This window comes from Neorhizobium sp. USDA 3394 (assembly GCF_056280385.1).
Map to the genome: position 1 here is coordinate 2,218,814 of NZ_JBWCDU010000001.1, position 19,977 is coordinate 2,238,790.

Annotated in this window: 15 protein-coding genes and 2 tRNA genes; 11 read left to right on the plus strand and 6 right to left on the minus strand. The window is 61.8% G+C overall.

Translation table 11 applies throughout. The features are described from left to right. Positions 1 to 9: 9 nt before the first annotated feature. Positions 10 to 94 (minus strand) — tRNA-Tyr (locus ACZ9EJ_RS10670). Positions 95 to 296: 202 nt separating this feature from the next. Between ACZ9EJ_RS10670 and rlmB the strand changes: the two genes are divergently transcribed. From rlmB to ACZ9EJ_RS10700, 6 genes are all read left to right on the plus strand, one after another. Beyond that, a complete protein-coding gene (rlmB, locus tag ACZ9EJ_RS10675; protein WP_046640534.1) occupies positions 297 to 1,175 on the plus strand; it encodes a 23S rRNA (guanosine(2251)-2'-O)-methyltransferase RlmB in 879 nt (292 codons plus the stop codon). A gap of 85 nt (positions 1,176 to 1,260) precedes the next feature. Further along, positions 1,261 to 2,049, plus strand: a complete 789-nt coding sequence (cysQ, locus tag ACZ9EJ_RS10680; protein WP_046640556.1) for a 3'(2'),5'-bisphosphate nucleotidase CysQ — start codon at positions 1,261 to 1,263, stop codon at positions 2,047 to 2,049. 170 nt (positions 2,050 to 2,219) lie between these two features. Beyond that, positions 2,220 to 3,524, plus strand: a complete 1,305-nt coding sequence (locus ACZ9EJ_RS10685; protein WP_046640533.1) for a UDP-glucose dehydrogenase family protein — start codon at positions 2,220 to 2,222, stop codon at positions 3,522 to 3,524. Positions 3,525 to 3,582: 58 nt separating this feature from the next. Continuing rightward, entirely contained in the window at positions 3,583 to 3,957 is a 375-nt protein-coding gene (locus ACZ9EJ_RS10690) for a hypothetical protein (RefSeq protein ID WP_046640532.1), read from the plus strand. 75 nt (positions 3,958 to 4,032) lie between these two features. Beyond that, positions 4,033 to 4,968: a transglycosylase SLT domain-containing protein gene (locus ACZ9EJ_RS10695; protein WP_080955733.1), complete on the plus strand. Its 936-nt coding sequence runs from the start codon at positions 4,033 to 4,035 to the stop codon at positions 4,966 to 4,968. A 301-nt stretch (positions 4,969 to 5,269) separates the two neighbouring features. After that, positions 5,270 to 6,037 carry a hypothetical protein gene (locus ACZ9EJ_RS10700; protein WP_255742891.1) on the plus strand — a complete coding sequence of 256 codons (768 nt, stop codon included), beginning with the start codon at positions 5,270 to 5,272 and terminating at the stop codon, positions 6,035 to 6,037. Between the two features lie 214 nt (positions 6,038 to 6,251). Here the strand turns inward: ACZ9EJ_RS10700 and ACZ9EJ_RS10705 are convergent. After that, positions 6,252 to 6,327: transfer RNA gene (locus tag ACZ9EJ_RS10705), tRNA-Thr, on the minus strand. A 251-nt stretch (positions 6,328 to 6,578) separates the two neighbouring features. Between ACZ9EJ_RS10705 and ACZ9EJ_RS10710 the strand changes: the two genes are divergently transcribed. Further along, positions 6,579 to 7,352, plus strand: coding sequence for an NAD kinase (locus ACZ9EJ_RS10710; protein WP_046640530.1), 774 nt, complete (start codon positions 6,579 to 6,581; stop codon positions 7,350 to 7,352). A 47-nt stretch (positions 7,353 to 7,399) separates the two neighbouring features. On the opposite strand, the gene ACZ9EJ_RS10715 is transcribed toward ACZ9EJ_RS10710, so the two are convergent. After that, the gene (locus ACZ9EJ_RS10715) at positions 7,400 to 8,056 is read right to left on the minus strand and encodes a TetR/AcrR family transcriptional regulator (RefSeq protein WP_046640529.1); all 657 of its coding nucleotides are present in this window, start codon (positions 8,054 to 8,056) and stop codon (positions 7,400 to 7,402) included. Positions 8,057 to 8,226: 170 nt separating this feature from the next. Here ACZ9EJ_RS10715 and ACZ9EJ_RS10720 point away from each other — a divergent pair, with 170 nt between their 5' ends. Then, positions 8,227 to 9,432, plus strand: coding sequence for a multidrug effflux MFS transporter (locus ACZ9EJ_RS10720; protein ID WP_046640528.1), 1,206 nt, complete (start codon positions 8,227 to 8,229; stop codon positions 9,430 to 9,432). Positions 9,433 to 9,510: 78 nt separating this feature from the next. Here the strand turns inward: ACZ9EJ_RS10720 and prfB are convergent. The 3 genes from prfB to ACZ9EJ_RS10735 all read right to left on the minus strand — a co-directional run bounded on the left by prfB (position 9,511) and on the right by ACZ9EJ_RS10735 (position 14,727). Continuing rightward, positions 9,511 to 10,642, minus strand: a protein-coding gene (prfB, locus tag ACZ9EJ_RS10725) for a peptide chain release factor 2 (protein WP_251091107.1) whose coding sequence is annotated in 2 segments (ribosomal slippage) — positions 9,511 to 10,572 and positions 10,574 to 10,642 — 1,131 coding nt in all. Because the reading frame shifts where the segments join, the coding sequence is not laid out codon by codon here. 112 nt (positions 10,643 to 10,754) lie between these two features. After that, positions 10,755 to 13,211, minus strand: a complete 2,457-nt coding sequence (locus ACZ9EJ_RS10730) for a penicillin-binding protein 1A (RefSeq protein ID WP_046635357.1) — start codon at positions 13,209 to 13,211, stop codon at positions 10,755 to 10,757. A gap of 256 nt (positions 13,212 to 13,467) precedes the next feature. Next, on the minus strand, positions 13,468 to 14,727 hold the full coding sequence (locus ACZ9EJ_RS10735; protein ID WP_370688944.1) for an N-acetylmuramoyl-L-alanine amidase: 1,260 nt from the start codon (positions 14,725 to 14,727) through the stop codon (positions 13,468 to 13,470). Positions 14,728 to 15,342: 615 nt separating this feature from the next. Between ACZ9EJ_RS10735 and ACZ9EJ_RS10740 the strand changes: the two genes are divergently transcribed. From ACZ9EJ_RS10740 to aroQ, 3 genes are all read left to right on the plus strand, one after another. Continuing rightward, entirely contained in the window at positions 15,343 to 18,321 is a 2,979-nt protein-coding gene (locus tag ACZ9EJ_RS10740; RefSeq protein WP_046640526.1) for an Rne/Rng family ribonuclease, read from the plus strand. A 304-nt stretch (positions 18,322 to 18,625) separates the two neighbouring features. Beyond that, entirely contained in the window at positions 18,626 to 19,402 is a 777-nt protein-coding gene (locus ACZ9EJ_RS10745; RefSeq protein ID WP_046640525.1) for a DsbA family protein, read from the plus strand. Positions 19,403 to 19,536: 134 nt separating this feature from the next. Further along, positions 19,537 to 19,974, plus strand: coding sequence for a type II 3-dehydroquinate dehydratase (aroQ, locus tag ACZ9EJ_RS10750; RefSeq protein ID WP_046635362.1), 438 nt, complete (start codon positions 19,537 to 19,539; stop codon positions 19,972 to 19,974). Positions 19,975 to 19,977: the final 3 nt, after the last annotated feature.

A 19,977-nucleotide genomic window follows, 5' to 3' on the forward strand; every position in this document is an offset into this window, starting at 1 on the left:
AGAGACGAATGGTGGAGAGAGTTGGATTTGAACCAACGTAGGCTGAGCCAACGGATTTACAGTCCGTCCCCTTTAACCACTCGGGCATCTCTCCAGTTTTTCGTCCGGATCGTGAGACCAAGTTCGTCAGACCGGGAAGCTTGCCGCCCCTCGATCTGCGCCGCGTATATGACCGCCTCGTTCTCGTCTGTCAACACGAGGAAGAAGCAAAAATGACGAAAATAAATCAGTCGCTCTTTCGATCCGCCTCGCGGTCGAGGGCTTTGCCCGGAGAGCGAGGATGGCTATAAGGCCTGATGAGCAAGGACGACAAAGAAGACAAATCCACCCGCGACACCCATTACGCGACGCTTCGGCGCGCGGTGCGCGACGCCAAGCGCGAGCGTGGGGAAATTCCGACACCGCCGCTGAAGCGGCCGAAATCCAACAAGGACTGGAAGCCGCCGCAGCTTCAGCCGGAACAGGTCTTCCTCTACGGCCTGCACACGGTGCGCGCAGCCCTCGATAATCCCGAGCGCAAGCTCATCAAGCTGTCGGTGACGCAGAACGCCTTTGCGAGGCTCGATATCGGCGAACCGGAGACGCTGTCCTTTCCGGTCGAATTCGTCTCGCCCCAGGATATCGACAAGGTGCTCGGCCCCGAGGCCATCCACCAGGGGGTGATGCTGGAAACACGCCCCCTGCCCGTCCGCCGGCTGGAAGGCCTGAAAGAGAGCCCGCTTCTCCTCGTCCTCGACCAGGTGACCGACCCCCACAATGTCGGCGCGATCATGCGTTCGGCGGTCGCTTTCGGCGCTGGCGCCGTCATCACCACCCAGAGACATAGCCCGACCGAATCCGGCGTACTGGCCAAATCGGCCTCCGGCGCGCTGGAACTCATACCTTATATACAGGTCACCAATCTCGCCGACGCGATCGAGGAACTGCACCGGCTCGGCTTCCAGACGATCGGGCTCGATTCGGAAGGCCCCGCCCCGCTCGAAGGCACGTTTTCCGGCGGCCGGATTGCGCTGGTGCTCGGATCGGAGGGCAAGGGCCTGCGGCAGAAGACCCGCGAGACGGTCAACGCGCTTGCCCGCCTCGACATGCCGGGCGCCATAAAGTCGCTCAACGTCTCGAACGCCGCCGCGATCGCGCTCTACGCGACACAGCAGCATCTCGCCAAGGCCGGTTGAGCCGAGCCGTTTTAGACTCCCATGCGCGGGGCAAACGTGTCATGGGAAGTCTAAGCAACCGACGTGACCAGCCTCCATGGAATTCATGCTCGCTACATTCGAACAAGCCGCGCTGTTAGCGGGCAAGGCCATCCTGGACATCTACAGGGCTGGGCCGAGCACCAGCTACAAGGCCGATCGGTCCCCGGTCACGGAGGCGGACGAGCGGGCTGAAGAAATCATCCTCGCCGAACTTGCCCGAGCTTTTCCGGAGATTCCCGTCATCGCGGAGGAATCGGTGGCGATGGGGCGCATCCCGTCGATCGAAGGGCGCTCTTTCATCCTTGTTGATCCACTCGATGGTACCAAGGAGTTCATCAACAACCGCGAGGATTTCACGGTCAACATCGCGCTGATCGAGAACGGTGCGCCGATCCTCGGCGCCGTTTATGCCCCTGCCCTCAAGGTCGCCTATCTCGGTGGCGGCGGTCGGGCGGAAAAACTCGTCGTCGATGACGACTTCGCGGTGACGAGCCGGGAACCGATCGTCGCAAGGCCGGTCGGCAACCGGCCGATCTGCGTCGCGAGCCGCTCTCACAATTCCGCAGAGACCGAGGCCTTCCTCGAAAAATCAGGCGCCGCCGATATCCGCAGTATTGGTTCCTCGTTGAAATTCTGCCTGCTGGCGGAGGGTGCCGCCGATCTCTATCCCCGCTTCGGCAGAACCATGGAATGGGACACGGCCGCCGGCGACGCCGTATTGCGCGCGGCGGGCGGCAGCACGGTCACGCTCGACGGCGCGCGGCTTACCTATGGCAAGACCGGTCGCGCGGACATGCTGGATTTCGCCAACCCCGATTTCATCGCCTGGGGATCACGGCCTGGAAACTCCTAGCCGTCGTCCCATTGTCATCACCCGGTAACATTGGCCAGTCAGGGCGGCCTCCCGGGGTAACGCCCACCCAGGCCTGTGACAGGCAGCCAAACCGACGCGTTGCATTCCCTTTCGGATGCGCTTAGGAAACCGCTGCGCGTGAGATTGCCGAGCAAAGATGAGGATTATTGATGCGTATTGTGATGGTTGGATCGGGTTATGTCGGCCTCGTGTCGGGAGCCTGCTTTGCGGATTTCGGACATGACGTCATCTGCGTCGACAAGGCTGAGGAAAAAATCGAGGCGCTGAAAAAGGGCGGCATCCCGATCTTCGAACCCGGCCTCGAGGCTCTGGTCGAATCGAACGTCAAATCCCGTCGCCTTTCCTTCACCACCGAGCTCGGCCCGGCGGTTGGCGATGCCGATGTCGTCTTCATCGCCGTCGGTACGCCCTCGCGCCGCGGCGACGGCCATGCCGACCTCGGTTATGTCCATGCCGCGGCACGCGAAATCGCCGAAGCGCTGACCGGCTTCACCGTCATCGTCACCAAGTCGACCGTCCCGGTCGGCACCGGCGACGAAGTGGAGCGGATCATCCGCGAAACCAATCCGGATGCGGATTTCGCCGTCGTCTCCAACCCGGAATTTCTGCGCGAAGGGGCTGCGATCGAGGACTTCAAGCGTCCGGACCGGATCGTCGTCGGCCTTTCCGACGAGCGCGCCCGCGGCGTGATGACGGAAGTCTACCGTCCGCTCTATCTCAACCAGTCGCCGCTGCTCTTCACCAGCCGCCGCACGTCCGAACTGATCAAATATGCCGCAAACGCCTTCCTGGCGATGAAGATCACCTTCATCAACGAGATGGCCGACCTCTGCGAGCGCGTCGGCGCCGACGTCCAGGACGTTTCGCGCGGCATCGGCCTCGACGGCCGCATCGGCTCTAAATTCCTGCATGCCGGCCCCGGCTACGGTGGCTCCTGCTTTCCGAAGGACACGCTGGCGCTCGCAAAGACCGCCCAGGACTATGACAGCCCTGTCCGCCTCATCGAAACCACCATCGCCGTCAACGATACCCGCAAGCGGGCCATGGGCCGCAAGGTGATCGCAGCAGCCGGCGGCGACGTGCGCGGCAAGAAGGTCGCCGTTTTCGGGCTGACCTTCAAGCCGAACACCGACGACATGCGCGACAGCCCGGCGATCGCCGTCATCCAGACGCTGCAGGATGCAGGCGCGATCGTGTCCGGCTACGATCCGGAAGGCATGGCAAACGCCAGGCAGATGATGGATATCGAATTCGCCAGCGGCCCCTACCAGGCAGCGGAGGGCGCGGATGTGGCGGTTCTGGTGACCGAGTGGAACGAATTTCGCGCACTCGACCTCGAACGCCTGAAGTCCGTCATGAAGAGCCCTGTCCTCGTCGACCTGCGCAATGTCTATCGAGCGCCGGAAGTCGAAGCGCACGGCTTTGCCTATTCCGGCGTCGGAAAACTGCGCTAAAATAGTCCGCAGAGGGCGGGCCGGCGGGAACCTCGGGCTCAGCCCAAGGATGTGTCGCATGACCACGCAAGCGAAAATCGTCTGGGCCATGACCGCGGTGCTGACGGCATCGCCGTCGGCGCTGGCCCAGACCCAGCCGATACGCTCTGCCGAACAACACATATCGTGTTCGGCCTTCTATTCGATGCGTAGGATCATGGCCAAGGAGTTCGGCAAGAGCGACACGGCCGAGGGCACCGTTTCCCGCGACGAAGAGCATATGCATGCGGCGATGGTGATCCTCCAGGACAATCACTATCCGCGGGACGAAGCGGCGGCGCTTTTCGAGAGGCAGACGCAGCAGATGCTGGAAAAGACGCAATCGATGGCGGAAGCAGATTTCGTCGCGCTGGACCAGTCCTGCCAATCTCTTCTGGAACGATCAAGGCGATAGATAGTCCGGCGCCGAATGTTCCTGGTGCCGAAGGCTTTCAAGCGGCGACTTGATTAGGCATATTGCATGTCGATGATGTTTCGCCGTCTCATGCAAACAGGTTTGGGCCAGACAGGTTTGGGCTTGTCCTTGGCCGTCGCTCCCTTTGGCGGGAGCATTCATGCTGCGGAAGAGACGGCCGCCCCCGAATGCCGATACGAGCGTGTGGCATCGGACGAGACTGGCCGATTGTGCATCCGTCCCGACGCCTACAACGAGGATCTCTGCCATGTCATGGAGCGACTGGCGGGAATGAACGGGCTGCCGCCGGAATTCTTCGCGCGCCTGATCTGGCGGGAAAGCCTGTTTCGGCCGAACGCGGTGAGCCCGAAAGGCGCGGAGGGTATCGCCCAGTTCATACCGGCGACCGCGAAGATCCGCGGCCTGCAAAACAGCTTCGATGTCATAGAAGCCCTTGCCGCGTCCTCGCTCTATCTGAGGGACCTGCGCGACCGTTTCGGCAATCTCGGCCTTGCCGCCGCGGCCTATAATGCCGGCGAAGCCGGGCTGGAAACATTCCTGAAGGTCGGCCGGCTGCCGATCGAGACGCGCGACTACGTGTTTGCGATTACCGGTCACTCAGCGGAGACATGGAGGGACAATCCGCCGAAGACGGCGGCCCAGGCCCTCGCTCCGCAAAAAAACTTCATCGACGGATGCATCCAGCTCGCCGCCACGAGGCGTCTCAACGAGACCGTTCTGATCGCATCGGCGGATTGGGCGCCATGGGGCGTGCAGCTTTCCGCGCACTACAATCCGAATATCGCCAGCCAGTTGTTTGCCAACACGATCGGCCGGCTGCCGGCGCCGCTCAACTCGGAACGGGCGCTCGTCGTGCGGCAGAAACGGGGCAATTTCGGCTATCGCCCGCGCTATGCGGCGCGGATCGGCCGCGCCACCAGAGCCGAGGCGACCGACTTGTGTACGAAGATCAGGGCACACGCGGTGCCCTGCACGGTGTTCAGAAACTGAGGTCGGACGACGGCCCGTCGGCATAGACGATCTGGGGGCTGGGGCTCAGCGGCATATGCGGCTCCATCTAAGGGATTGCCCACGTCGTCCGACGTTGGTGGCACCTTGCCTAACGGCGGATCGGGCGGCGGACAAAGCCGCATCTCCTGTTGATGGCAGAAGACCATGGGCTGCTAAGGATTTGTATTGGAAGCGTGCTGTAACGTTTGACGCAATGCTGTGTATTTTGCGGTTGTATCCCTTGCGCAAGGCACAATCGTAGATACGGTGAACAAAGGGACCTCCAAGCAATGATGCTCAGATGACCAATCCTAAAGATTCCTTTTCACTAAATATGTCGCCGAACGTCCGCTTGCGGATGACAGTAGCGGAGGAAATGCGGCTAGATCCCGAGCAAGAATTATTCAACGATGCTCTGCACGACAAATATATCACAATGCACCGCGAGGCATTGAATCAACAGCAAGGCGCTTTAAAGACCCTGCTGATTTCTGATGTCGGCCTTGCGCTGCTCTTGTTCGGTAAGAACATCAAGGTTCCGGGCACTGATTTCGGGATACAAGACCTGCCCGCGGCCAATGAGGTTCTTACCGTAGTCGCGGCATTCGGTTTCCTTACCCTCGCGATGGCCTTCCTCAACGCCCAGATGTATCAAGCGATACTGGAGCAATTTTATATCCGACGCGCCTCCAAACTCGGGATTGATCCAGATTTTATCGCTTTTGGTAACGTCTTTTCGCAGGTTTATTTGAAAGCGTTCCGCCCCAAAATGGACATCCATGGGATCGATTTCTTCGAACCCAATAGGCCGTATCAAGCTTTTTACGGGTTGATGGTCGTATTGCTCTTGATCACCTGGCTGAGCCTGCTCCTGCTCCACCTGTTATTGGTTGCCGCGGGAACCTGGAACGGCGCTGGATCGAGTTGGTTCTGGTGGTTCTTTTCGGGAGCGATAGCGTTGATCCACATCGTTGGAATCGCGATTAATCTTCTTCCCGCTTTCAACTTCACTGTCCGAATGGGCCGCGCCGAAAAAGCAGACGGTAGGCTTAGCGACAACGTCGGATGAATTCGACAAGGGACCCGCTGATCGCTACCGATCAATCGCCCTTCCAAGCGTTCGACTTCCGAATGATCGCGGTCATCTCCCGCGGCTCATCGATCGCGCCGTCATAGAGCGCCTGCAGCTCGTTCACCGGCATGCCCCGTTCCAGAAGGACCGAAACCCGGTTCCCCCAAACATTGAGCGGAAGGCCTGAGAAACAAAGCTGTCTGAAATTAAGTGGTGCCCCCGCCAGGGTTCGAACCCGGGACCCCCTGATTACAAATCAGGTGCTCTACCAACTGAGCTACAAGGGCACTTTCGAGTGGGGAGTTACCAGATTTTCCCCTCCTGTAAAGAGAAAATCGCCGCAACATGAGATACCGTGCATTCGAGCTGCGTTGTTTCACTCGCCCCCGCCGCCGCAAGGCGCTTGTCCAAAAGCCTGTTTTTCCTGTACTTAATGCCGTCCCGCCGGCATGGTCCTGTCACAGGATCGTGTTAGCTCAACTGTTTACAGCGTCCCTTGCGCGCCCCCTCGGGCGGCGGCACCCTCAAAGGCCCGTTCATGTCGTCCCAGACGAACAAGCTCTCCATCATCGCCTCGACGGCCCCGGAAGCACAATCCGCCCTGGAGGAACTCGTGAGGCTCTACGGCAACGTGCCCACGGCGGACGCCGACGTGATCGTCGCGCTCGGCGGCGACGGCTTCATGCTGCAGACGCTGCACGACACCATCAATACGGGCAAAAGCGTCTACGGGATGAACTGCGGCTCAGTCGGCTTCCTGATGAACGATTTTCGCGCCGAAAAACTTCATGAGCGAGTGGCCGAATCGGTCGAGAACGAATTCCACCCTCTGAAGATGACGACGGAAAACGAGGACGGGTCTACGTCGGCGGCCCTCGCCATCAACGAGGTCTATCTCTTCCGGCAATCCTACCAGGCGGCCAAGCTCCGGGTGGAGATCGACGGCCATGTGCGGCTGGAGGAGCTGATCTGCGACGGGCTGATGATCGCCACGCCGGCCGGTTCGACAGCTTACAATCTCTCGGCGCATGGGCCGATCCTGCCGCTGGAGGCGCCGCTGCTCGCCATGACGCCGGTCTCGGCATTTCGCCCGCGGCGCTGGCGCGGGGCACTGCTGCCGAACCACGTCTGCGTCGATATCCACATCCTCGAAGCGGAGAAGCGGCCGGTCAACGCGGTTGCCGACAATACGGAGGTGAAGTCGGTGCTGAAGGTGCGGGTAGCACAATCGACCGAAATCACCGCGCGCATCCTTTCCGACCCCAACCATTCCTGGTCCGACCGGATTCTCGCCGAGCAGTTCAACAACTGACTCAGCGTCAGCTCACGCAGATGAAGCCTGTTGTCCTCGCGTGAAGCTCAGCGCTTCGGTGTAAAGGCGCGCAGAAAAGTGCGGGTGGCATTCGCCGCCATCTGGTCGATCTCCGATTCGGGCGTCTGGCGGCCGATCTGCTGGTCGTAGCGAAGGTCGGCTGCCAGAAGCGCCATATACTGGCGGGCGGCAAGCGCGGGATCGTCGATCTCGAGATAACCGCCATGGGCAAGCTGCGCCAGGCGGGCGGCGATGGCCGGATATTTCTTGCCCGGCCCGTATTCCTTCCAGGTCTCGAAAAGTTCGGGGAAGCGGGCGCCTTCGGTCTCCACGACCTTGCGCAGCCAGCGGCCGTTCGGGTCGCAGATCGCCTTGCGCAGCAACTGGGCCGAAAACTGCGTCAACTCAGTCTCGATATCCTGCGGTGCCACGGGGAAAGTGTCGAGCACGCGGAAGAAACCGGCGCTGGAGCGGTCGGTGATTTCGGCGACCACCACCTTGAAGAGATTATCCTTGTCGCCCAGCTGATTGTAGATCGTCTGGCGCGACACCCCTGCCCTTGCCGCGATCGCATCGATACTGGCGCCGCCGAAGCCTTCCTGGGCAAAAACATCGGCTGCAGCATTGAGGATCGCCTGGCGCTTGTTCTGCGCCGGCGGCCAGGTGTCGTAATCGTGCGGAAGTTCGGCAGACGAATTTTTCATGACATCACTATAGCGGGGCTTGACGGATTGGACAATTGTGTCCAAAATAATTTACATGATTGTTTAGGCCCATTCTCCCGTATCTGGCCGGCTCTCATCTTCATCTCCCATAATCGTCCTCGCCCTGCCGTTACCACGGCAGATGTGGTGACGGGAAAGGTTTTTTCCAAATGCAAAGCAGAGCTCCTTCGCATGCCCTGTCGCTCGGGCTGCTCTCCGCTATCGGGCTTTTTGCCCTCGATATGTACCTTCCGGCACTGCCGACCATCAGCGCAAACCTCAATGCCGACAGCCATGAGGTGCAAGCAAGCCTGATCTCCTTCTTCGTCGCCATGGCCGTTTCGCAGATCGCCTACGGCCCGCTCTCCGACATGTTCGGCCGCAAGAAGCCGCTTTATGTCGGCCTCGCCCTTTATGCCATCGGGGCTGTCGGCTGCGCCCTGTCGCCGTCGATCGAGTGGCTGATCGCCTTCCGCTTCCTGCAGGGCATGGGCGCCTGCGCCGGCGTGGTCATCTCCCGCGCCATCGTCCGCGACCTGCATACCGGTCCGGCTGCGGCCCAGCTGATGTCGCGGCTGATGCTGGTGTTCAGCGTCTCGCCGATCCTCGCCCCGCTTGCCGGCAGCATCGTCACCGTGTTCGGCGACTGGCGGCTGATCTTCTGGGTGATGGTCGGTGCCGGTGCGGTCGGCGCCGTCGTCGCGGTTTTCTTCCTCGAAGAGACCCGCCTGCCGGCGGCCCGTAGCGAAAGCAGTCTCGCCGGCGCGCTCAGGTCCTATGGCACGCTGCTGCGGGATCCCTATTATCTCGGGCTAGTGCTGATCGCCTCCTTCGGCATGTCGAGCTACATGATCTATGTGGCAAATTCATCCTTCGTGCTGATCGAGCATTACGGCCTCTCGCCGACCTTCTACAGCATCGTCTTCTCGTGCAATGCGGTCGCCTTCATCGGCATGTCGCAGCTGAACGGCTGGCTCTCCCGCAAGATCGGGCTCCGGAAAGTAATCCGCGGCGCGGTGTTCGGGTATTCGGCGATGATGGTCATGCTGGCGCTGGTCACCTCGCTCGGCGTCGATCGTCTCGACGTCATGGCGGCCTTCCTGTTCGGCGGCTACGGCTTCCTCGGCATGATCATCCCGACGGCGGCGGTGCTGGCGCTCGAACATCACGGCCGGATCGCCGGCACGGCGTCGGCGATGATGGGCACGATCCAGTTCGTGACGTCGGCGGTTGTGATCGGCCTGGGCGGCCTGTTCTTCGACGGAACTTCACTGCCGATGGTGACGGTCATTGCGCTCTGCTCGGTTGTCGTCTTCCTGCTGTCGCTTGTCGTGCTACGCAGTCGCCAAGGCGAAATGGCGGCCGCGGCGGAATAACGACTATCTGCCATCCAGCAAAAAAAGCGGCCGGACTTGCAGGTCCGGCCGCTTTCGTTTGTGTTCTATCACGGATCGTCAATCGACGTCAGCGACATCCGCATCCGGCTTGCCGCTGATGCGATGCGCCAGGGCAGCTTCCATGAACGGATTGATATCTCCGTCCAGCACGTCGTCCGGCGCAGTGCTGGTCACGCCTGTGCGCAGGTCCTTGACCATCTGGTAGGGCTGGAGCACGTAGGAACGGATCTGGTGGCCCCAGCCGATATCGGATTTCGAAGCCGCTTCGGCATTTGCCGCTTCCTCGCGCTTCTTCAGCTCGGCTTCGTAGAGACGTGCGCGCAGCATGTCCCACGCCTTGGCGCGGTTCTTGTGCTGCGAACGTTCCTGCTGGCATTGCACGACGATGCCCGACGGGATGTGCGTGATGCGCACCGCCGAGTCGGTCGTGTTGACGTGCTGGCCGCCGGCACCCGAAGAACGGTAGGTGTCGATGCGGCAGTCGCTTTCGTTGATCTCGATATTGATCGAGTCGTCGATGACCGGGTAGACCCAGATGGACGAGAAGGACGTGTGGCGACGGGCGTTGCTGTCATAGGGCGAGATGCGGACCAGGCGGTGCACGCCCGATTCGGTCTTCAGCCACCCATAGGCATTGTGGCCCTTGACGAGGATGGTCGCCGACTTGATGCCGGCTTCTTCGCCGTCATGCACTTCCAGGAGCTCGACCTTGAAACGCTGGCGTTCGGCCCAGCGGGTATACATGCGCAAAAGCATGTTCGCCCAGTCCTGGCTTTCCGTGCCGCCGGCGCCGGAATGGACTTCGACATAGGTGTCGTTGCCGTCCGCCTCGCCCGAGAGCATGGCTTCCACCTGGCGCCTGCCGGATTCCGCCTTCAGCGCCTTCAGCGCATCCTCGGCTTCCTTGACGATCGCCTCGTCGCCCTCTTCCTCGCCGAGCTCGATCAACTCGATATTGTCGTTGAGCTGCTGCTCCATGGCCTTGACGCCATTGATGCCGTCATCGAGCTGCTGGCGCTCGCGCATCAGCTTCTGCGCCTCGGCGGCATCGTTCCAGAGGTTCGGATCCTCCGACTTGTTGTTCAACCAGTCCAGTCGTCTTACCGCCTGATCCCAGTCAAAGATGCCTCCTCAGCAGGCTTATGGCCTGCTTGATTTCGTCGACTACATTGATGATTTCCGCACGCATGGCGCTTGTTCTTCGCTCTTTGTGTTGGGGTTTTAGGTGCCGTGGACATAGTTGCAGAGAGCCCGGATGTAAAGACCGGGCGACCTCCGCAAGCCATTCGCTTCCGTCAGGATCAGAACAGACCCGGCATGCCGGAGGTGACAGCCTGCTGCGCCTGGGGCGAGTTGGTGAAGATCTGGTCCTGGGTCATGTATTCGCCGTCGCCGATGACCTGGAAGACGTCCGCCGGGCCGGTGCCGGGCTTGAAGGCCTCGACGATCGTATCCGGCTGGCCTTCCATGGCCGCCATGCCGGTCTTGCGGTTGACGGCGACGAGCTGCATGCCGTCCGGCACGTGGAACTTTTCGGCAGGCGTCAGCTTGGCGGCCTGGGCGAGGAACTCGCCGAAAATAGGCGCGGCAAGGCCGCTGCCGGTGCCGGCACGGCCGAGCGGTGCCGGCGTGTCGAAGCCGACATAAAGACCGGCGACAAGGTTCGGCGTGAATCCGACGAACCAGGCGTCCTTTTCGTCATTGGTGGTGCCGGTCTTGCCGGCGACGTCGCGATCCTTGACCGGGATCTTGCCGGCTGCCGTGCCGCGCTGGACCACGCCCTGCATCATCGAGGTGATCTGGTAGGCGGTCATCGGGTCGAGAACCTGCTCGCGGTTGTCAACGATGCTCGGTTCTTCCTGGTTGGCCCAGTCATTGGCGTTGCAGCCGTCGCAGGCGCGCTCCTCGTGGCGGAAGATGGTCTTGCCGTAACGGTCCTGGATACGGTCGATGACGGTCGGCTTGATCTGCTTGCCGCCATTGGCGATGACCGCATAAGCCGAAACCATGCGCATGACCGTCGTTTCGCCGGAACCGAGCGACATGGCCAGCACCGGCAGCATCTTGTCGTAGATGCCGAAACGTTCGGCATATTCGGCAACCAGTTCCATGCCCATGTCCTGCGCCAGGCGCACGGTCATCTGGTTGCGGGATTTTTCGATGCCGATGCGCAGGGTCGACGGGCCGCCTGCCTCGCCGCCGTAGTTTTCCGGCCGCCAGACCTGACCGCCGGAGACGATCTCGATCGGGGCGTCGAGGATGACCGATGCCGGCGTATAGCCGTTGTCGAGCGCTGCCGAGTAGACGAAGGGCTTGAACGACGACCCCGGCTGGCGCATCGCCTGGGTGGCACGGTTGAATTCCGATTGCGAATAGGAGAAGCCGCCCGCCATCGCGAGAACGCGGCCGGTGTTCGGGTCCATGGCGACGAAACCGCCCTGAACCTTAGGCGGCTGGCGCAGCCGGTAGGTCTTGGCCTGCGGATTGATCGGCTCCACATAGACGACATCGCCCGGCTTCAGCACGCCGTCAGGCGATTTCGCCGGCTTGCGGACATTGGCCGAGTCCCGGTAGGCCCATTTCATGTCGTCGCCGTTGATCGTGCCCATCTCGCGGACCGCGTCAACCTTGCCAGCCGCATCCGCCGAGGGCTGCAGGCCGATCGTGGCGGACTTTGCCGAGACCTCGGTGACGACGGCGAGTTTCCATTCCGGCACGTCAGAGAGCGACTTCTGCTTGGCGAGCTCCGGCCCCCAGTCGCCCGTCGTGGCGATCTGAGCGACCGGCCCGTGGAAACCGCGGCGCTCGTCATATTCTACCAGGCCGTTCTGCAGGGCGGCGCGGGCGATGACCTGCAGGTCGGGATCGAGCGAGGTACGGACCGAAAGGCCGCCTTCGTAGAGCGCCTTGTCGCCGTAACGCTCGATGATCTGGCGGCGCACTTCCTCCGAGAAATAATCCGATGCGAAGACATGGGCGCCGGTGCGGCGCTGCTTGACGCCGAGCGGCTGCTTCTTGGCGTCCTCAGCATCGGCCTGGGTGATGTAGCCGTTCTCGGCCATGCGGTCGACGACCCAGTTGCGGCGCTCGAGGGCTGCCTTTTCGCGACGGAAGGGATGGTAATTGGCCGGACCCTTTGGAAGGGCGGCAAGATAGGCGGCCTCGGCCGTCGTCAGCTCGGTCACCGACTTGTCGAAATAAGTTAGTGCTGCGCCAGCGATGCCGTAGGAGTTCAGGCCGAAGAAAATCTCGTTCAGATAAAGTTCGAGGATCTTGTCCTTCGAATAGGTCTGCTCGATGCGGAAGGAGAGGATCGCTTCCTTGACCTTGCGGTCGATCGTCTGGTCGGCAGAGAGGAGGAAGTTCTTCGCCACCTGCTGGGTAATCGTCGAAGCGCCTTCGGGGCGACGGCCGGAACCGAGGTTCTGGAGGTTCGAGAGGACGGCGCGCCCAAGACCCGTTATGTCGATGCCGGGATGGCTGTAGAAGTTCTTGTCTTCCGCCGAGAGGAAGGCTGCCTTGACCCGGTCCGGCACCGCCTGAATGGGCAGGAAGAGGCGCCGTTCGCGGGCATATTCCGCCATCAGAGCACCGTTGCCTGCATGCACGCGGGTGGCGACCGGCGGCTCGTAGGAGGCAAGCACCTCGTAGTTCGGCAGGTCCTTGGTCATCCCGGTGAGGTAAATACCCACGCCGGCAGCCACGACCAGAAACAGGACGCAGGCCAAACCAAAGAGATAACCAATCAATCTTACCATATCGGAGCTACCGTTCAGCTTTCATTAGGCGCGTGAAACACACCATCGCATGGTTAGAGGCGTTTTGCACGGTGATTGCACCAGCGCAAGGCGAAAGCGGATCGATCGTCCGCCATCCATTGCATCTGAGAGATTATCGAATAACCGCCTGAATGTGAGTAAAATAGGGCTCTTAGACCCGATTTCCGGCGTCCGCCCTCCCCTGCGCGATATTCCCCGACGCCTGTGGCACTGGCGCCACGCGGAGCGCAGGTCATCAGCCGCGGTTCGCCATCGCGCGGGCACGATAGCGCTTGATCGCGTCGACCATGCGATCGATCACCTTGGACCGCCACGACTCATCCAGTAGCAGCTTTTCGTCCTCGACATTGGACAGGAAGCCAAGTTCGAGGAGGACGGAGGGAATGTCCGGCGCGCGCAGAACCTGGAAGCCCGCATAACGGTGAGGATTGTTGATGAGCCCGATCTGCCCTTCGAAGGACTGGACGACATTGGTGGCGAGCGCGATCGAAAACGCCTGGGTCTCGCGCCGGGTCAGGTCGAGCAGGATATCGGCGACCTCGGGCGGGCCACTCTGGAGCGTATAGCCCGCAAGCTCGTCGGACAGGTTTTCGCGGGCAGCGAGGTTTTCCGCCATGCGGTCGGAGGCCTTGTCGGACAGCGTGTAGACGGTCGCGCCGCGAATGTCCTTCTGGCCGAGGGTATCGGCATGCAGGGATACGAACAGATCGGCGTGGCCCTGGCGGGCGAGCGTCACCCGCTCGGAAAGAGAAAGGAACGTGTCGTCGTCGCGGGTCAGGAAGGCTTTGATACCCTCCACCTTGTTCAATCGTTCGGCAAGCGTCCTGGCGAACGCAAGCGTGATGGTCTTTTCCGGCGTCTTGGTGCCCGCCCCCGTTGCGCCGGCATCGATCCCACCGTGCCCGGCATCGAGCGCAACCGTAAAGACGCTGTCCTTCTCGCCCATCGCCAGCATGTCCGGAGCCGCCGCCGTCGGCGTCGCCCAGTTCTGGGTCTTCACCAGATCGGCAAAAACCTCCTTGGAGGCCATTTCCGCATCCAGGACCAGCCTGTAGCTGCCGTTGTCGTTGGATTGAACCTCGGCGATCGACAGTTTCACCGGCCGCTTGGCGGTCAGCACGATCCGGGCACTCGACTCACCCATCGTGCCATAGCGGATGTCCTTGAAGAGACCACGCGCGGACAGATCCTCGGCGGGGAAGCCGAAGGCGGTCGCCGGCAGATCGACGATCACCCGCTCTGGCGCGGCGACGTAATGGACGGAGAATTCCGGCTTTTTCTCGAACTCGATGACGATCCGGGTGCGCGCCTCGTCGCCGGCGACCCGGGCGCTGAAGGCGAGAAGCGGTGGCGGCGACGTGGCGCTTGCGGAACTCAAGGGAGGTGCCGCGACGAAGGCGACCAAGAGAAGAACCGCGCAAGCGATTCGCGCAAAAAACCGCTGCCGGCTTCCGCCGCAGACCGTCGCTGCGCTTGCCTTTACATCCGCCCTCAAACCGCCACTCGCATTCAAAGCCCCGCCGCCTGTCGGGCAACCCGCATCAAAGTGCCCGCCGTAGACGGCATTTGCATGTCAAAAGATGCGAATCAACCGCCCGTTCCCTGCCATCCATAAGGGGTCTAATTCCATCGAGAATATGGCAAACTTGGCTTTTCCCTTGCTATTGTGACAGATAAACCATACAACGCCCGTGAGGGTTAAAGTGTTGACGGGATAGTCTGCCGATAGGCTGGCCAGCCTCTTCAGGACCTGGCGCCGAAGACCGACAGTCATCCGCCGTCGCTACACTTTTCCTGATACTCGATCCCTCCGGCGGTGGCCGGAAAAGTACTGGGTGGCGTGCCACCCACCGCTCATGCGGAGCACATTCATCGGGCCCATGCGGGCCTATGGTATCGTCATTCTCGTTTGGTCTTTGATGTCGCGGCACAATTTTCAGAACCTGGAGAGACCGAGGGAGCAAGGCTCCCCGTCATCTTTCCGGTTGCCGTCACAACCACTCCCGACGGGAACATTTTTATCCGGCGCAACGACCGCATTGCATGACTGGCCTGTCCTCGTGGCAGGCTTTTCTGCACTCTCCCGGCGGCGCCGAGGAGCAGAATTTCAATGGCAGACAAAATGCTTATCGACGCGTCTCACGAAGAGGAGACGCGCGTAGTTGTCGTTCGCGGTAACCGGATCGAGGAGTTCGATTTCGAATCGCAGCATAAGAAACAGATACGCGGCAATATCTATCTGGCGAAGGTGACGAGGGTCGAACCCTCACTGCAGGCCGCTTTCGTCGATTACGGCGGGAACCGTCACGGCTTCCTCGCCTTTGCCGAAATCCATCCCGACTATTATCAGATCCCGCTTGCCGACCGTCAGGCACTGATGCAGCAGGAAGCCGAGGATCAGCGCAAGATCGCCGAGGCGGAAGCCGCCGACCCCGTGGTCGATCTTGCCAATCAGGATCAGCCGGATATCGGCATTTCCACCCCGGCCCCCGCTGCCGAGCCCGCAAGCGAAGCCGGCGCGGAAGCCGCCGAGGCAAGCCCGGTCGAGGCAATCGCCGCCGAAGAGACGGAAAAGCCGAAGGCCAAGCCGCGCCGCAGCCGCGCCCGCAAGAAGCCGGCAGAAGAAGCAGCTGCTATCGAAGCAGGCGCATCCGAAGGCGAAGGTGCTCCTTCCTCCGAGAACAATGACGACGACGGCTCGACGCCCGGCGAAATGGCCGCGATGGTCGAGACCGATTCGATTTCGGAAGACGTCGACGCCCGCCGCGGCGGCGGCCGCAACGACGATTTCGATGACGACGACGATGACGACCATGGCGAGAAGGAAATCATCGAATCGGTCGGCGCCGAAGACGCTATGGAAGAAGTTCCGGATCGTGTCGTGCGCAAGCCGCGCAAGCAATACCGCATCCAGGAAGTCATCAAGCGCCGCCAGATCCTGCTCGTGCAGGTCGCGAAGGAAGAGCGCGGCAACAAGGGTGCTGCCCTTACCACCTATCTTTCGCTCGCCGGCCGTTATTCGGTGCTGATGCCCAACACGGCACGCGGCGGCGGCATTTCCCGCAAGATCACCCAGCCGCAGGACCGCAAGCGCCTCAAGGAAATCGCCCGCGAGCTCGACGTGCCGCAGGGCATGGGCGTGATCCTGCGCACAGCCGGTGCCAACCGCACCCGCGTCGAAGTCAAGCGCGACTTCGAATACCTGATGCGCCTGTGGGAAAACGTCCGCACGCTGACGCTGAATTCGACCGCGCCGTGCCTCGTCTATGAAGAAGGCTCGCTGATCAAGCGCTCGATCCGCGACCTCTACAACAAGGACATTTCCGAGATCATCGTGTCCGGCGAAGAAGGCTATCGTGAAGCGAAAGACTTCATGAAGATGCTGATGCCGAGCCATGCCAAGGTGGTCCAGCCCTATCGCGACCTGCATCCGATCTTCGCCCGCTCCGGCATCGAAGCGCAGCTCGACCGCATGCTGCAGCCGCAGGTGACGCTGAAGTCCGGCGGCTACCTGATCATGAACCAGACGGAAGCGCTCGTCGCCATCGACGTCAACTCCGGCCGCTCGACCCGCGAACATTCGATCGAGGAAACCGCGCTCCAGACCAATCTGGAAGCTGCCGAGGAAGTCGCCCGCCAGCTTCGTCTGCGCGACCTTGCCGGCCTGATCGTCATCGACTTCATCGACATGGAAGAGAAGCGCAACAACCGCGCCGTCGAGAAGCGACTGAAGGATTGCCTGAAGAACGACCGCGCCCGCATCCAGGTCGGCCGCATCTCGCATTTCGGCCTGCTCGAAATGTCGCGCCAGCGCATCCGCGCCTCGGTTCTCGAATCGACGACGCAGATCTGCACCCATTGCGGCGGCACCGGGCATGTGCGCTCGCAGTCGTCGGTCGCCCTGCACGTGCTGCGCGGCGTCGAGGAATATCTGCTCAAGAACACCACGCATGACATCACCGTGCGCACCACGCCGGAAATCGCGCTCTATCTTCTCAACCACAAGCGCAGCAGCATCGTCGATTACGAGAACCGCTTCGGCGTCTCGATCTTCATCGAATCGGATGTCAGCATCGGCTCCAGCCACTTCGCGATCGATCGCGGCGAGCCGGTCGAAAACCCGGTCAAGATCGAAAGCCTGATGCAGTTCGCGGCCATCCCCGTCGAAGAGGACGATGACGACATCGTCATCGAGGCCGACGAGGATGAAGAAGAAGAGGCCGTCGCAGCGACGGCGCAGCCCGCAGCGGCCAATGCCGAGCGCACCCAGCAGCAGGGCGACGACCAGAACGGCCGCAAGCGCAAGCGCCGCCGGCGTCGTCGCAACCGTGGCGGAGAAAAGGGCGGAGACGCCCAGACCGCCCAGGGCGGCAACGACGACATGGCCGATGGCGACGAGGACGGCGACGAAGGCGAGGACGACGTTTCCGAAGCCGGCGAAGCTTCCGACGCAACGGTTGCCGCCGATTCGGAGTCGGAAGAAAACCGCCGCAAGCGCCGCCGCCGCGGCAAGCGTGGTGGTCGCCGCAATCGCACCGGTGAGGACGGACAGGAGCTGAACGCTTCGGAGGACGGCGAGGCAGCCGACGAAGACGCATTCAGCGAAGAGGTCGCGGCAGTGCCGGCAGCAGCCGTAGCGGAAGCGTCCGAAGAGGCAGCCGTCGAGGCTGTCCCGGCTCCCGCCGAGACGGAAGCGGCAACTGGCGGCAAGCCCGAAGCCAAACCGCGCCGTTCGCGTCGTGGCAAGGCGGCGACCGCGGCCGACACACCGGCTGTGGAAGAGGCGGCCGTTCAGGCTCCGGTGGAAACCGCCGTCGAACAGGTCGAAGCAGCACTCGGCGAAGAGCCGCAGGCTCCCGAGGCCGCTCCGGTCGAAGCCGCTCCTGCCGAAGAAACCCCCGTCGCAGAGGCGGCCGAGCAGGCCGATAGCGGCGAGGCGAAGCCGGCACGGGCCAACCGCGCATCGAACATCTCTTCCTCCGTCGAGGCGGTGGTGAAGAGTTCCGATCCCGCGGCTGCGCCAGAGGCCGAAAGCGACCCGTCGAAGCCGAAGAAAGCCGGATGGTGGCAGCGCCGCGGCTTCTTCTGAGCCTAACGAGAACCAACGAAACGGCCGCGCAAGACGCGGCCGTTTTTATTTCTGCCCTCCCCGATCCTCAGAAACTGGATCAACCGTCTGCCGAAGCGATTCCGAAAACCCGACTAGCCTGTTGAAATCGGACTCCATTCCAGCGTCGGGTCCACCATCCGGCAAAGCGTCATACGCAGTTGTGAACCGGTGGAAACCGTCTGGACGCGATTTTGAGGTTTTTCGGAAAGCCCGACTGGCTTACTTTGGGCACAAACCGCAACAATGGTGCGCGGGATTCGTGTGCCGACCCAAGAGGATATGGATGACCCGCCTGTTCAAGACGCCCGTTTTCAGGACATTGGCCGCCGGCTCGATGCTGGCCCTGGCACTTTCCGCGACCGCCCCGGCTTTCGCCCTGGACGACCAGCAGAAGAAGGAAATGGGCCAGTTCATCCGCGAATACCTGCTGCAGAACCCGGAAGTGCTGGTCGAAGTCCAGAACGCGCTGGAGGCCAAGCAGCAGACCCAGCGCGTCGAGCAGTCGACGAAGGGGATCGCGGACAACAGGCAGGCGATCTTCTCCTCGGCGACCGACATCACGCTCGGCAATCCGAAGGGCGACGTCACGGTCGTCGAATTCTTCGATTACAATTGCGGCTACTGCAAGCGGGCGCTCTCCGACATGGACGACATCCTTTCCAAGGATAAGAACGTCCGCTTCATCCTCAAGGAATTCCCGATCCTCGGACCGGACTCGGTTGCCGCTCATCGGGTGGCCAACGCCGTGCGCCTGGTCGCGCCGGAAAAATACGCGGAATTTCATCGCGAACTGCTCAGCGGCCAGCCGCACGCCTCGGAAGCGACCGCCATTGCGGTCGCAAGCGCGCTCGGCATCAAGGAGGCGGCGATCCGCAAGTCCATGGCCGACGAGCCGAACGACGACCTGGTGCGCGACGCCTACCGGCTCGCCAACGCGATCGGCATCACCGGCACTCCGACCTATGTGGTCGGCGACGAAGCCGTCTTCGGCGCCGTCGGCCTCGAAACGATAGAGCAGAAGGTCGCCAACGTGCGCGCCTGCGGCAAGGCGACCTGCTGACAAGGCGCCCCCTGACAGACAGATGTTCCGTCGCAGTGGACTCGCGGCCTTTCGGCGCAGCGGGGGGCTTTCCCTTGCCGCGTCGGCGGTCTATAGGTGGCCCCTGAATTTTTGCATGGAACAATAGATAAGTGATGAGCAAGACGATCTTCGTCCTCAATGGCCCCAATCTCAATATGCTGGGCAAGCGCGAGCCGGGCATCTATGGCGCGGCCACGCTGAAGGACGTCGAGAAGGAGTGTATCGCTGCCGGCAGGGAACTCGGCTTCGATGTCGATTTCCGCCAGAGCAATCACGAAGGCGTGCTGATCGACTGGATGCACGAGGCCAATGAAAAGGCCGTCGGCGTCGCCATCAACGCAGGCGCCTATACTCATACCTCGATCGCATTGCACGACGCCATCAAGGCGATCTCCGTGCCGGTGATCGAGCTTCATATCTCGAATGTCCACGCGCGGGAGGAATTCCGCCATCATTCGATGATCGCACCGGCGGTGAAGGGCGTGATCTGCGGTTTTGGCACCGCGAGCTACATTCTGGCGCTGCACGCCTTGAAAACCATTACCGCCTGACAA

Bases quoted from the DNA above. Each gene is read 5' to 3' on its own strand.
- ACZ9EJ_RS10730 (WP_046635357.1), bottom strand. From the start codon at position 13,211: ATGGTAAGATTGATTGGTTATCTCTTTGGTTTGGCCTGCGTCCTGTTT.
- rlmB (WP_046640534.1), top strand. From the start codon at position 297: ATGAGCAAGGACGACAAAGAAGACAAATCCACCCGCGACACCCATTAC.
- ACZ9EJ_RS10685 (WP_046640533.1), top strand. From the start codon at position 2,220: ATGCGTATTGTGATGGTTGGATCGGGTTATGTCGGCCTCGTGTCGGGA.
- ACZ9EJ_RS10720 (WP_046640528.1), top strand. From the start codon at position 8,227: ATGCAAAGCAGAGCTCCTTCGCATGCCCTGTCGCTCGGGCTGCTCTCC.
- ACZ9EJ_RS10700 (WP_255742891.1), top strand. From the start codon at position 5,270: ATGACCAATCCTAAAGATTCCTTTTCACTAAATATGTCGCCGAACGTC.
- ACZ9EJ_RS10710 (WP_046640530.1), top strand. From the start codon at position 6,579: ATGTCGTCCCAGACGAACAAGCTCTCCATCATCGCCTCGACGGCCCCG.
- cysQ (WP_046640556.1), top strand. From the start codon at position 1,261: ATGCTCGCTACATTCGAACAAGCCGCGCTGTTAGCGGGCAAGGCCATC.
- ACZ9EJ_RS10695 (WP_080955733.1), top strand. From the start codon at position 4,033: ATGTTTCGCCGTCTCATGCAAACAGGTTTGGGCCAGACAGGTTTGGGC.
- aroQ (WP_046635362.1), top strand. From the start codon at position 19,537: ATGAGCAAGACGATCTTCGTCCTCAATGGCCCCAATCTCAATATGCTG.
- ACZ9EJ_RS10715 (WP_046640529.1), bottom strand. From the start codon at position 8,056: ATGAAAAATTCGTCTGCCGAACTTCCGCACGATTACGACACCTGGCCG.
- ACZ9EJ_RS10690 (WP_046640532.1), top strand. From the start codon at position 3,583: ATGACCACGCAAGCGAAAATCGTCTGGGCCATGACCGCGGTGCTGACG.
- ACZ9EJ_RS10740 (WP_046640526.1), top strand. From the start codon at position 15,343: ATGGCAGACAAAATGCTTATCGACGCGTCTCACGAAGAGGAGACGCGC.
- ACZ9EJ_RS10745 (WP_046640525.1), top strand. From the start codon at position 18,626: ATGACCCGCCTGTTCAAGACGCCCGTTTTCAGGACATTGGCCGCCGGC.